Annotated in this window: 12 protein-coding genes; 8 read left to right on the top strand and 4 right to left on the bottom strand. The window is 56.2% G+C overall.

Annotated elements, in window-relative coordinates; all coding sequences use genetic code 11:
• Positions 1-219: 219 nt before the first annotated feature.
• The 3 genes from AC27HQ_RS10975 to AC27HQ_RS10965 all read left to right on the top strand — a co-directional run bounded on the left by AC27HQ_RS10975 (position 220) and on the right by AC27HQ_RS10965 (position 3,166).
• Entirely contained in the window at positions 220-885 is a 666-nt protein-coding gene (locus AC27HQ_RS10975) for an SMI1/KNR4 family protein (RefSeq protein WP_487156205.1), read from the top strand.
• 239 nt (positions 886-1,124) lie between these two features.
• Positions 1,125-2,870: a sulfatase family protein gene (locus AC27HQ_RS10970; RefSeq protein WP_487156204.1), complete on the top strand. Its 1,746-nt coding sequence runs from the start codon at positions 1,125-1,127 to the stop codon at positions 2,868-2,870.
• A 41-nt stretch (positions 2,871-2,911) separates the two neighbouring features.
• Positions 2,912-3,166, top strand: coding sequence for a DUF1145 domain-containing protein (locus AC27HQ_RS10965; RefSeq protein ID WP_487156203.1), 255 nt, complete (start codon positions 2,912-2,914; stop codon positions 3,164-3,166).
• Positions 3,167-3,358: 192 nt separating this feature from the next.
• Here AC27HQ_RS10965 and AC27HQ_RS10960 read toward each other — a convergent pair whose 3' ends face one another.
• On the bottom strand, positions 3,359-4,345 hold the full coding sequence (locus AC27HQ_RS10960; RefSeq protein WP_487156202.1) for an integron integrase: 987 nt from the start codon (positions 4,343-4,345) through the stop codon (positions 3,359-3,361).
• Between the two features lie 334 nt (positions 4,346-4,679).
• Between AC27HQ_RS10960 and AC27HQ_RS10955 the strand changes: the two genes are divergently transcribed.
• From AC27HQ_RS10955 to AC27HQ_RS10945, 3 genes are all read left to right on the top strand, one after another.
• Positions 4,680-5,186: a GNAT family N-acetyltransferase gene (locus tag AC27HQ_RS10955; RefSeq protein WP_487156201.1), complete on the top strand. Its 507-nt coding sequence runs from the start codon at positions 4,680-4,682 to the stop codon at positions 5,184-5,186.
• A 52-nt stretch (positions 5,187-5,238) separates the two neighbouring features.
• Entirely contained in the window at positions 5,239-5,700 is a 462-nt protein-coding gene (locus AC27HQ_RS10950) for a DUF6998 domain-containing protein (RefSeq protein ID WP_487156200.1), read from the top strand.
• Positions 5,701-5,943: 243 nt separating this feature from the next.
• Positions 5,944-6,225 carry a hypothetical protein gene (locus tag AC27HQ_RS10945; RefSeq protein ID WP_487156199.1) on the top strand — a complete coding sequence of 94 codons (282 nt, stop codon included), beginning with the start codon at positions 5,944-5,946 and terminating at the stop codon, positions 6,223-6,225.
• 244 nt (positions 6,226-6,469) lie between these two features.
• Here AC27HQ_RS10945 and AC27HQ_RS10940 read toward each other — a convergent pair whose 3' ends face one another.
• Positions 6,470-8,119: an alpha/beta hydrolase gene (locus AC27HQ_RS10940; RefSeq protein ID WP_487156198.1), complete on the bottom strand. Its 1,650-nt coding sequence runs from the start codon at positions 8,117-8,119 to the stop codon at positions 6,470-6,472.
• Positions 8,120-8,862: 743 nt separating this feature from the next.
• On the opposite strand from AC27HQ_RS10940, the gene AC27HQ_RS10935 reads away from it, so the two are divergent.
• Entirely contained in the window at positions 8,863-9,261 is a 399-nt protein-coding gene (locus AC27HQ_RS10935; protein ID WP_487156197.1) for a GFA family protein, read from the top strand.
• Positions 9,262-9,424: 163 nt separating this feature from the next.
• Positions 9,425-10,111, top strand: a complete 687-nt coding sequence (locus AC27HQ_RS10930) for a nitroreductase (RefSeq protein ID WP_487156196.1) — start codon at positions 9,425-9,427, stop codon at positions 10,109-10,111.
• 89 nt (positions 10,112-10,200) lie between these two features.
• Here AC27HQ_RS10930 and AC27HQ_RS10925 read toward each other — a convergent pair whose 3' ends face one another.
• A complete protein-coding gene (locus tag AC27HQ_RS10925) occupies positions 10,201-10,995 on the bottom strand; it encodes a hypothetical protein (protein ID WP_487156195.1) in 795 nt (264 codons plus the stop codon).
• Between the two features lie 2 nt (positions 10,996-10,997).
• A complete protein-coding gene (locus AC27HQ_RS10920; protein WP_487156194.1) occupies positions 10,998-13,235 on the bottom strand; it encodes an AAA family ATPase in 2,238 nt (745 codons plus the stop codon).
• Positions 13,236-13,265: the final 30 nt, after the last annotated feature.

Genomic DNA, 13,265 nt, shown 5'->3' with positions numbered 1-13,265 from the left:
AAGGGTTGGTCGCGTAGGTCTCGACCGCAGAGTCAGACTAACCAGTCATTTTAGAAAAGACATACTAATAAATGATCAAAACCCTGACCTGCAATCAGGCGCCAAGTAACCTGACCGGTACGGGACAGTGACCTGCTGGCGCCGCCCTCGGTAAATCCGTAGAGTTCCAGTTAGCAGCTGATGCTGACACCCTCGAACCTTCAGACCCGGGATAGCCCTGTGACCAGCCAATCAACCACCTTGTTTGCCCCTCTGGACACCCTGCTGGCGCGGCGTAACCAGCGCTTTGTCTGCGTCGACAGCGGCTGGCCCGAGCCCGGCCCGCAACGCCATGTCGCTCATATCAGCCATCAGACCGAGCAGGGGCTGGACCAGGAAACCCTGGACTATATTGGCCAACAACTGGGTGATGTCGCCGAGCTGCTGGCGTTTTATCAGCGCTTTGGCGAGCTGCGGCTGTATTGCGACAGCAATGAATCCGAGCATATCGGCCAGGCCAGCGCCTTTTTGATCGCCCACCCGAGCATGTGGCCCACCCTGCGCGCCGAGTTCGATGACTGGGTCGACAGCCTTGAAGACGACGAGGCCGAAGAGCTGCTACCCGGCTGGCTGGATGACTATATGGTGTTTGGTGAGGTACCCAACTCCGGCAACTATTTCCTGCTGGCCCTGGGCCCGGAACAGCAGGGACAGGTATTCGAATTCGAGCATGACGGGTTTGAATTCATCGCACGTGGCAGCTTCAGCGCCTTTATCAACCGGCTGGCCGAGGTCAACGACGATCTGCTGCGGGAAATCAGCGGCCATACCCGCTATAGCGATGGTCACAGCGATACGCAATGGCTGTGCCGCGAGTACCACTATGACAGCGATAACGGCATCTGATCGGCGTCGCGGCTTGACTTGAGCACCGGCGTCAGCCGCGCCACCCGGTGTCGTCAGGAAAGAACAGCTCTGGTGGTCCTGTGAGCCGGACACAGGCACTCAGGGTTTGGCCATCGTCCATGCGCTGACCTCATCAATTCGACAACTATTATGCATTGGCATTGCATTCCCGCTTTTGGCAGCCTGTTTCTGTACCCCGCTATTACAACAATCAAGCGATACAGCGCAGGGAGCCAAAAATGAAACGTCGTGAACTGCTCAAGTGGGCTGGCGTACTGTCCAGCGCCAGTCTGGCCCAGTCGGTAACCGCAGGCGGCAGCAGCAGCCTGCCACTCTCAGCTGCGGCAGATACCGCGCGCATGCCGCGCAGCGGGCAACGCAAGCTGAACATCCTGCTGATCGTCACCGATCAGGAGCGGGCCATGGCCGATCTACCCAGCATTCTGCACCTGCCCGGTCACGAGGCTCTGAGGCAACGCGGCGTCAGCCTGGGCAACTTTCACGTCAACACCACGCCCTGCTCGCCTTCACGCTCGGTGATCTTCACCGGGCAGCACACCCAGCACACCGGCATTACCGCCAACCTCGGCTTACCGCCGTTCAAGGCGCTGTCATCGGCGCTGCCGACCCTGGGTCATATGCTCGGCAGTCTGGGTTATCACACCGCCTACAAGGGCAAATGGCATCTCTCGCACATTGCCGAAGCCTCGGACCTGACCTATGGCACGGTAGAAACCACCACCGATGCCCTACTGCCCTTTGGCTTTGCCGACTACAACCTCAACGGTGACCCGCACGGCTCACACATGAGCGGTTTTATCTTCGACAAGGTCACCGCCAGCGATACCGTCAGTTGGCTGCACGAGCACAAGGATGATCAGCAGCCCTGGTTTATGGCGGTCAACTTCGTCAATCCGCACGACATCATGTTCTACAGCTCCGGGCCGGATCAGCAGCGCAGCCGCCTGCGGGAAAACTACCTCGGCCCCATTTCACCCGGCCCGGCAACCGGCGTCTATGCCAAACACTGGGACGTCCCCCTGCCGGCGAGTTTCTACAGCGAAGACCTGAGCCAGAAACCCTGGGCGCAGCAGACCGACGTCCACATATGCAACCAGGTGTATGGCCATATCGATCCGCATGACGAAGCACTGTGGCAGGGCCTGCAGAGTTACTACTTCAACTGCATCCGCGATGTCGACCAGTCCATCGCTCAGGTACTTGACGCTCTAAAAACCAGCGGTCGGGATCAGGACACCATCGTCATACTCACCGCTGACCACGGCGAAATGGCCGGTGCACACAAGCTGCGGCAGAAAGGCCCGCACATGTACAAGGAAAACACCCGGGTCAATTTCATCGTCAGCCACCCGGACATCCAGTACCCGCATGACACCCCGGCACTGGGTTCAACGGTCGACATCGTACCGACCATCCTCGAGCTGGCCGGCATGGGCACCTCGCAGCAAAGCGAAGAGTATCCGCAGCTGGTTGGCGTCAGTCTGGTGGGCAGCCTGGGCGGCAGCAGCCAGCGCTCCGAGCGCGATGAGCGCGGCCACCTGTTCAACTACGGCGTAAGCATGTACCTGGATCCGGAATTTACCGAAGCGGTCATGCTCAACGCCGACAAGGTCACGCCCTGGGCCATTATCAGGGAGTCCCTGCGTCAGGGCCGGCTGGGCCCATCGCGGGATAACCGCGCACTGTTCCGCGGCATCCATGACGGGCGCTACAAATTTGCCCGCTACTTTGCCCCGAGCAACCACCATACCCCCACCGATCTGCAGACCCTGATGGCCAATAACGACCTGGAACTCTACGACCTGCACAACGACCCCCATGAACTGACCAACCTGGCCAACAACCCGGAAGCACATCGCCAGTTGATTGAAAGCCTGAACAGCCGGGTCAACGATCTGGTCGCACTTGAAGTCGGTGTGGACGATGGCCGCGAGCACCCGGGCCCGAGCTTTTTGTATAACTGAGCAACCGGTCAACTCAACGGATCGCAAACCAGGGACAGACCATGAACATCGTCTTCACCCTCGGCAAGGTACTGCTCGTCATGCTCTGGGCCCTTGCCGCCCTGGCACTGCTGTTACCGGCCATGGGCGCGATCGGTAGTCTGCTGATCAAGGCCGCCGTGATCACGCTGGCCATTCATCTGCTCGAACTGGCCTGGGTAGACAAACGCCTGCGCCCACTCGCCAACCCATGGGCTCATCGGCTACAGGTATTACTGTTCGGCTACGTTCACTGGGGGCTGCTTGGCCGGAATTGATCTAGCCCACGCCCCTTGGCAACCCCGCTGAACTGCGGCACTATCAAAGCGTCGCAAAGATACTGGCCCGCCGCCTGCACACCCGGCGCCCGACCGGTCCTTTGCATCAGGCACTGAACCACTGGCTACACCCTGCGCATTTAATCGGCGCACAGGTGGGGCGGTAGCGTGTCCGGGGATTGTTCACAGACCTTATCCTCTATCCATGGGACTGGCCACACCACGAGCATGCGCGCCCACTACATGGGTATAGATCATGGTCGTATTCACATCGTTATGACCCAGCAACTCCTGAATGCTGCGAATATCGGTGCCTGCCTGCAGGAGATTGGTAGCAAAGCTGTGACGAAAAGTATGACAACTGGCCTTTTTGTGGATACCCAAGCTTGACAAGGCCGCAGCCACAGACCGGCGTACCTGCTGCTCACCCACATGATGACGGCGTATTACGTTACTGCGCGGATCGAGAGAGCGCTGTGGTGCCGGGAAAACATATTGCCACTGAGGGCTGGTCGGCGCCTTGGGGTATTTTTTGGCAAGCGCACCGGGTAAATACACAGCGCCAAAGCCATCTTGCAGGTCGCGTTGGTGCAGTGCCAAAGCCAAATCAATTTGTGAGCGCAAAGGCGCCAAAAGAGAACGAGGTAACAGCGTGCGCCGCCACTTCTCACCTTTGGCCTCACGCACAAACAGGCACTGCTCAGAAAAATCAACATCCTGCACCCGCAGACGCACGGCCTCCATTACGCGTAACCCGGAGCCATACATCAAACCTGCCACAAGTTGATGAGTGCCTTTCATGGCAGCAATGACCTGCATCGCCTCAGCATGTGAAAACACCACTGGCAATCGCCGCCCCTTACTGGTTCTGCTGAACTGCAGGTCACTTAGCTCAATGCCAAGAAATTGCTTGTAGAGATAAACCACCGCATTAAGCGCCGTCTTTTGAGTGTTGACCGACACCTGACGCTTATTGGCCAGGTAGCTCAGCCAGGCATCAACCTCCTCTGCACCCATTGCCTCTGGGTGACGACGCTCATGGAACCGGATGAAATCCAGAACCCATAAGCAATAGGTTTTTTCAGTACGGCAAGCCAAACGCTTGGCCCGCATATGCGCCTTGAAGCGATCCATAAAACGCACAGGCTGCGGTGGGAGAGGAACCGGAATGTCGTCCATTGACTGTCTCCATGCTGTATATACAACCAGCATTGTTTAAAATGACAGCCAGGGCAAGCCGGAAAAACGATCGGTGTGACCGATATCTCAGAGCAATTGCATTTTTTTGCTTTTTATTCAACTAATTCAGGTGGTTACGAATCAAACCCAAAATGGGGATATGAGTCGCTGCGACCGTTTTGCAAAATAGCTTTTTATCGCCAGAAGGGCCAGAAGCCTTTATTTACATGACTTGCAGCTAGTTTGAGGTTAGATTTGAAAAAGACAAAACGATCACCGAGATATGAGTCAGTGCGACCACTATACAAATGTTAACCCTCAAGGAGATATCCGGTTGAGTATTAATATTCGAAAAGAACAACCAAGGGATACTCAAAGCATCCATGAGGTTACTGTTGCCGCCTTTCTTGAAGCGCCACACACCGATCATACGGAGCAGTTTATTGTTAAAGCACTTCGTGAGTCAGGCGCATTATCAATTTCACTTGTTGCCGAAGAAGAAGGTAATGTCGTTGGGCATGTGGCGCTTTCTCCGGTTACTATTTCTGACAATATAGATAGTTGGTATGGTCTTGGTCCAATATCAGTTCTTCCCAACAAGCAGGGTAAAGGTATTGGCTCAAAGCTCATGAGAGCTGCCATCCAAGAGCTAAAGAATAAAAAAGCTAAAGGTTGTGTATTGCTTGGAGATCCAGACTATTACCATCGCTTTGGCTTTAAACCTAGAGAAGGTTTAGTACTTCCTGGTGTTCCACCTGAATATTTCCAAGCTTTGGTATTTCAAGGTGATTTACCTCAAGGAAAGGTTACTTACCATGAGTCTTTTTCAGCAAAGGGTTAACAAGTCAAAGCACTCGGACGCAGCAATGCTGCGCCGGTGTTTGAGGCGTTAAATGTCTATGATCGATCACGATAAATTCCGGACCTTGGTCAAGCAACTCTATGCCACGGTCAATGAGTTGGAGACCATGTTCCCGGGCAGGCACTTCACCCCAGATGGTCACATGGTTGGCAGTCTGGGTGAGTGCATCGTGGCCGACGCCTATAACTTGGAGCTGAAGACAGCTTCCAACAAAGGCTATGACGCTGTCACCGAAACCGGCTTGGAAGTTGAGATCAAAGCTACGCAATCCAAATCTGTAGCGTTCCGGAGTCAGCCCCAGCATACGATCATCATCAAGATCTTGCGTGACGGAACATTCGAAGAAATTTATAACGGGCCAGGAGCCCTTGTTTGGGATCAGTTCACAAGTAAACGACTACCGAGTAATGGTCAGTTTCAAATCTCTCTCAACAAGCTCCGGCAACTCAATCAAACAGTGGCTCAGTCGGACCGTGTGCCCAGGGCCATTTAACAAGGCGCATCAGTACGCGGCCGGTGGCCGCCGGATGTCCCTGACGGGGCGCGTGATCTTGCACCACTTTAGTGGACGGTCATTTACCGGAAACCAGAGGGCGCCTGTCATGGGACCCGCCCAAAAAAACTACGACAAGGTTCCTCCTCCGCCTCTTGAGCCACTTTGCGTATTACATGACCGACTGCTAGTGCCGGACAAGACCCACACCTTTCGCGCTGTCTGTTTCAGGGAGATACATGCTTGGATGAGTTGACGGACGGGGTGGTAAAAACGCTACTGCGGCTGGTTGGCGTGCTCGTTCGCGCTTTGGTCTGGCTGATCTGGGATTTTATTTTCGAGATTATTGGCTGGTATGTTGGCTGGGTTCTGTGTCGCGTCATCAGCGTTGGCAGACTGCCGCAGGAGTCCATCAACGAGCACGAGCGTGCTTCAACCCTGACCCATCTCATCGTGTCTCTGGTCGGGTTTGCCTTTTTAATTGGCCTGTCTTTGCTTATTGCGCAACTGGTCGGCCCTGGTTAATCAGGCATCCGCAACCTATTCATGTCATCCACCCTGCCGGGCCGGGCGGCTTTTTCGCCCCCTCCCGCATGGCAGGGGCAGGCTCTCACTTCCGCCCTTGCGCTGGCGTGCCCGGTATTGGCTTGAACGGATGGCACACAGCAACGCGGAAACGGAAACGGGCGTTGCTGTGGACGCCTGATACGGCCTTGCGTCGGCTATCGTTTGGACGGCAAAGCCGTTGGCTTATGCCAGCCTTGACACATCAATCCCGCCCTAGCCGATGCTGCGCCACAAAGTGCGCCGCGTCGCGACCAAAGTTGCCCCTGTAGCGCTCCCTCACGCGAATACGCTCTGCTATGTCATGAAGGTGATATTGCTGCTCCATGGCCAGACCGTAATTGGGCAGGTGGACGAGGTCCACGGATCTGGCAAGGTACTCCGGCATGGTCACCTTGTGGCCGATAAAGGCGCTGGTGTACAGCAGCTCCATATAGGGTGCATTGCTACTGACTCCCGCAGGCGCGTGGCCGTAGATCAGCCGCTGCTCGTCATCCAGAAGGTGTCTTTGATAACGCGCTGCAACATCCTCTTCAAGGAAGTGGCTGCGGAACCAGTGCGGGGCAAAGGACGTTTGTGCATCGCGGGTAATGACGCCCCGGATACTCGATGAGTGTTGCCGCACTGGCGAGGCATCCCCGGGATTGGCGATATCGCGTACGGCGGCGTGCACGGCTACCCCGGCACCCAGCGACGCTCCTACGATAAAGATGTCATCCGGGTTGATATTGAGTTCGGCAGCATGATGCCGCGCGAACTGGATAGCATAGCTCAGGTCATTCACCGAGGTGGGCGTGAGGTCGGCCTCCAGTTTCTTTACCGGGTGCCTGAAGTCCAGTGACGCAACCACTACGCCTGCACCAGCATCGGCTATACCCAGCAAGCGCTTGAGCAGTGACTGGTTGTTGGTGAGCAACGACTCCTTGTTCGACCCCGCTGAGTGCGCATAAAAAATCAGCGTACTCGGTGGTGCTTCCGGGTTGATCTGCGCATTGGCATGCGAGTAATAGAGATCCATGCGCAACCCGTCCGGCAGTCCGTCGCCACGATCAGGCAGCCAACTGACACCCGGATCGCCATAGTAGATATTGGCGTAATAGCCGCAGACAGGACTGCAATCAGCTAGGGCCTGGAAGTGATCCTGCAGATCAGCCGCCAGGAACGGCTCAGGCAGGTCCACACCGTTTGGCGGCTGGCCGCCGGTGACCTCGGCAAAGCCACATGTTGCGCCTGCAGGGTCCTGATCCAGACAAAAGCGCAGAAAGCGCTTTTCCCCCTTTTTAATGCCACCTGCATACCCGATTGACTGCGGACCAAATTGAGGGCTGGAGGCCTTTCGCCGCGAACGCAGTTGCTCATCAACAAAGAAGAGCTGGTCCGCTACCGTCGGTTTGAGGATGCTGTAGTTGATATTCACGGGCGTCCGGGGCGGAAAGTAACCTGCTACACCAGCGGGCCTGATCTCCACTGTCTGGCCAGGGGTCTGAACCTGGCCAGCACGAATACTGACCTGGTCACAGACCTCTGCTGCCGCCGTGTCAACACAGATGCGCAGATCCATCAGGCGATCCAGGGCAAGATCGATGGGGTAGTCAAGTTCGGACACGCCCGCGGCGCTGCGCAGCATCTGACCGGCATCCCTGACCAACACAAGGACATCGTCAACATAGATGTTGTGGTTGCCCTCCACCGCCGGGCTGACCAGGTAGCGGATTGTACTGGGCTCCTCGGGCGGCACCACAAAGCCCTGACCGACATTGAATATCCTGACAATGGGGTCCGAGGCCAGTACCACTGGCGAGCCGAGCAGCAGGCTCAGGGTTAACGCTTGAAGTACTGCTTGAGAGGCTTGCATACGCATTTTCCTTCAAAGCAAAGGGGGTTTATTCGGATGTGATGTATTGAAGTAGTTGGCAAAGGGCGCAGAGACAGGACGTCTCTGCTGAAGTTGGTGGTATCTCTGCCAAGCCCTCAGGGCCGGTGACAAGAGAACAACCAAAGCATGCTGGCGGATGACCGGGTCATCGCAAAAACCAGCCTCTGCGATTGGATAGTGGCCCTCAGGTCAGGCACGGTGCTGTGCGCTGGACCACACAAGGCTCAACTTTATAAATGGCTAACAACACGACTCAAACCCGCAGCAAGCTTTGAGCCGATAAGGCATCACAAACGCCACCCTTTCACAGCCAGAGCAGCCGGTCGGGCTCGCCTGAGGCTGACCGAATACGCCGCTTAATCAGGCTCTCTGACCGGGTAGGCAACGGTCCTTCTGAGCGCGGCTGGGTATTAATATACGCTTTTCAGAACAGCCTTCAATGGGCATTTTTTAACCCGACCTTGTCGTTTTGCTGGCGCCAAACTTCGGGCTTTTCAGCCGGTTTTGCCAACGCTGGCCAGTGAGCTCAAACCAGACTTTAAACCAGCAACGCATTGGTAACAGCCGCTCTCAGTTTGCCGGCTGTGATCCTGATCTGAGCCGGGTTGCTCGGTGCCCGTCACGGTTGAATTACCCCATGCACGACCTAGAATCAGATCAGTGCCTGCGGCACCCAAGGCAGAACCGATGCACATACCGTCCAGACGTGAGGAGAACAGACCATGACCTATACCGGTGGTTGCCAGTGTGGTGCCATTCGTTACGAACTGACCGGCAGCCCCAAGGCAGTGGCGCTGTGTCATTGTCGGGATTGCCAGCGCAGTGCGGGCGCACCGGCCGTCGCCTGGGCAATGTTTGCTGAATCCGCCCTTACCCTGACCCGCGGGCAACCCAAGACCATCAATTCATCCGGCACGTCGATGCGCAGCTTCTGCCCTGAGTGCGGCACCGGTCTGCTGTTTCGCAATAACGACGTGCTGCCCGGTATCGTTGATATTCAGTCGGTAACGCTGGATGACCCGGAGGCGTTAGCGCCCAGCATACAGATTCAAACCGCCGAACGCCTGAGCTGGATGGCACACAGTCACACGTTGCCGGCCTTTGAGCGCTTTCCAGACTGAAACGCCGGCGTGCAAGGCCTCAGCGCTCGATTGCATAGGGTCTTATTCCGGCCTTTTATGACACGTCTCGGGCGCTGTTTGACTGTGCTAAGGTCTGCATCGGATTGGCGCAGGCACCTGAAGCGGTCTGCCCATTTAGATTGCAAGCCAGAGGGGAGCAAGGGTGGATTACGAAGAAGTGGTTTACGGGCGTCGCAGTATTCGCGCGTTCAAGCAGCAACCGATTCCGCGCAGCGTGCTCGAAGACGTCATTGCGCTGGCCGCCAGAGCGCCCTCCTCCATGAATACCCAACCCTGGCATCTGCATGTGCTGACCGGTGAGCCGCTGGACCGGATTCGCGCCGAAAATACCGAGCGCATGCTCAATGGCGTCCCCCCGTCCAAAGAGAGCCGCGGCATTGGCACCTACGAGGGTGCGCACCGGCAACGTCAGGTTGAAATCGCGGTACAACTCTTCGAGGCCATGGGTATTGCCCGTGACGACAAGGAAAAGCGTCAGGACTGGATTTTGCGCGGCTTTCGCCAGTTTGATGCGCCCGTGTCGATTGTCGTGACCTATGATCGGGTGCTGCAGGATGGCGACATTGCCCAGTTCGATTGTGGCGCGCTGGTCAATGGTCTGGTCAATGCCGCCTGGTCACGCGGACTGGGCTGCGTGGTCAACAGTCAGGGCATCATGCATTCACCGGTGGTGCGCCAGCATGCCGGTATTCCTGAGGATCAGGTGATCATGATTTGCGTCGCCATGGGTTATCCGGATGAGGACTTTCCAGCCAACGCCGTGGTATCCAAACGCCGCCCGGTCAACGAGGTGGCTCGTTTTGTCGGCTTTGCCGAGCCGGAGGCGTAACGGCAGGAGAGCGACGAGCGACCCGGGGCAGGCACGCTCTGAACCGGGGTCGGGCACAGACACAGCATCCTGTCTGCACCTGGTGGGCTTTACCGGCTATCAGCTGGATCCATCTCGTCCTGGTCTAGCGTTCGTACCTGTCCTGAATTGACCGCCTTTTGCTTTTCTTCATCGGTGTAGGGCCGGCAGGCTACGCTGTATACGTTCTGGTACCACTGCAGGCGGCGATGAATAAACTTCAAACGTCGAAAGTAGAGGCCATAGCCTTTGACCAGGCAGGCCGCATCCTGCTGCGGAATATTGGCGAAGACGTTTTCTTCCGGGTAGACCAGATAGGGAAAGTACCAGCTCTCTGTTATCTGGTAGAACTTGCCGTTTTCCAGCGCCGTGCTGCAGGGCAAAGAGGTGCAGCCGGTGAACTGATACAACTCGCCGGTTTCAATTTCCTGCTTGCCGGTTGTGTATACCAACTCTTCAAAGGTCGTGGCGTGAAAGTACAGCGCCGACAACGCAATATGCACAAGCCAGACCGCGGCCAACATGCCAACACTACGCACACCAAGCTGCTTTGCGGAAAAAATCGGCTCGCCATTAGCCTGTAATTTGAGCTCTCCGTTTTCACGTTCATAGGCAGCCCAGTTGAATAATCGGGCGACAAGGCCACCTAACTTGCGGATCAACCACCAGATCGACAGCAGAAGCCTTATCACCCTGCCCAAGATCAGCATAAAAGCATCATAGCCTTTGATCAGCCCGCCCTGGAGCTTGAGCGCACGGTCAAGACCGCCCACCCAGGCAGGTCGGTTATCCACCACGCTGGCCGGTCTGCTGGCGGCCTCTTCGAGCCTGCGCGCCCGCTCAGCCAGCGGATCGTGTTCTGACATTGTCAGGGTCCCGTGGTGAGGGCGGATTCAACCCGTTGACCATCCGGCAAGCTCATCACCGCGCTGCGCTCTGCTTCATCGTAGCCAATGCTGATGGTGCCGCTGGACTGCTCGGCAAAGAGGACGGTGTTGGCAATCTCGGGTTTGATCACACCTTCGATATAACCGGTAATACCCCGGGCGCCATTGACCGGCTTGTAATGATCGCGGCACATGGCAGACAGTGCCGATGCATCCATGCTGATGGTCAGGTTGGGCATGGTGGTTTGCACCATTTGGTTGAGCTTGCTGATTTCACGCGTTGCGATCATTTCGATGATCGACAGGCTCAGCGTTTTGAAGCAGACAATGTTTTGCCGGCCGTTAAAGCGGTTCAGGAACTCAGGGCGGTAGACCTCTTCCAGATCGGCCATGGCCAACTCTTCCGCCACGCTGAAATTGCTTTCGCCGAGGAAGTGCTGGGTACCAATGTTGGTGGTCATCATGATGATGCTGTCCCTGAACGAAACGGTTAAGCCTCGGTTATCGGTGAGCCGGGCATCATCGAGAATCTGCAAGAACACGTTGAAGACATCCGGGTGTGCCTTTTCGATCTCATCAAACAGGATGATGCGCCGCGGGTTTTTACGCATTTCATTGGTCAGGATGCCACCGGCTTCATAGCCCTCATAACCCGGTGGCGCACCGATCAGCTTGGCAACCGCGTGCTTCTCCATGTACTCGGACATATCAAAGCGCAGCAGGGCGTTCTCGTCGTCAAAGAGTTCTGCAGTCAGGGCTTTGGCAATTTCGGTTTTACCAACGCCGGAAGGCCCCAGGAACAAGAACGAAGCCTGCGGTTTGTTAGGTGCCTGCAACCCGGCCTTGGCCACACGCACCTGGTTGGCCAGCTTGCTTATGGCGACCTCTTGACCAAACACACGCTGGGCCAATTGGGCATCGAGATGCTGCAGTTTTTTGCGCTCGTCCTGGGTCAGCTTGGTCACCGGAATACCAGAGATCGCACTGAACTCCATCAGAACCTGCTCTTGTTCGAGCGCTAACTGGTCGTTGATTGCCTTGGTTTGCGCCTCAAACTCGGCTTTCTTATCTTTAACCAGGGCTTCGTACTGGGCTATTTTCTGTTTGATACGGGTAATGATCTCTGAGTCGATATTCACAGTGTCGCGCATAAATCGATTCATCGCGGCGGTGCTGCTTTTTGCCTCGTTGTCCTCGCCTGCGCTGTGTCGGGCCTCTGCTTCTTTTATCAACTGTGTTTCCAGTTCATTGTCTAAACGGCGAATACTTTCTTCGCCACTGCGCAACTCCTGGAACAGTTTTTTTATAGCTTGCTGGCGCGTTTGCCAGCTGTGCGACAGGTCCTGAATACGGGCTTTCAGCTCATCGATGCGCGCAGCGTTTGACGCGTCTTGCGCCAGTACAGCCAGCTCAGTTTCCAAAGCCACTATCCTCGGGTCCCTGGAATGCGCTCGTAGCCGGTAACTGGTCATCGCGCGATCCAGCAAGGTAAGAGAGCGCTCAGGTTGCGCGCGGTTCAGCCCCATATCGCGTACGCGGTATTTTTCGGTCAGTTCCAGCGCTGTCGCTATCGCCGAATCAGCGATGCGGATTTTGTGGAATGGCTCCAATCGGCGCCGCGCCGTTTGCGTAACAATCTCCATCAACTCATCGGCTGACGGTTCGCTCAGATCCAGGACGGTGTAATACTCGCGCATGTCAGAGTGCGCACTCAGCACTACATTCAGATCGGCATCGCGGCTTTCAATAATGACTTGCGTGTCTTTTTTGCGCACAGCACGCATCAGCGCGTTGATCAGATTGGACGCACCATTGCTGCGTGAAGCCTCGATAAAGTCGCGCATGTCCTCAATGATCAGGACACTGTCGGGTGTGCGTGCCAGCGTCTTGAGGGTTTTCTGGAAGCTGTCGTTAATGGTGTTGGGGTTGCCAGAGGCAAACAGGCCATCACTGTCCAGCCAGAAAAAGCGCTTGCTGATCAGGTCGTAGGGGGCGTCCTCTGCTGACTTGCGCTCTTCCAAACCCAGACACAGTGCCGAGCAGCCCACGCCACCGGAACCCACCAATAGAATATTGTTCGCGTCCCGCCGCGTGAGGATGGCGGTCAGCTGCTGCAAGGTGTTGGTACGGCCAATTAATGAAAATTCAGGGCGCTGTGCAAGGTAATCATGACCACGTATCAGGTGATCGTGTATCGGGGTGTTGGCTTGTCCGGACATTGACTCTCTCGTTCCTTTTTGGACTGCTGG

This window comes from Halopseudomonas sp. 4NH20-0008 (assembly GCF_057548395.1).
The sequence above is the reverse complement of the archived record's forward strand: the minus strand, read 5'-3'. Positions and strand labels throughout refer to the sequence as shown.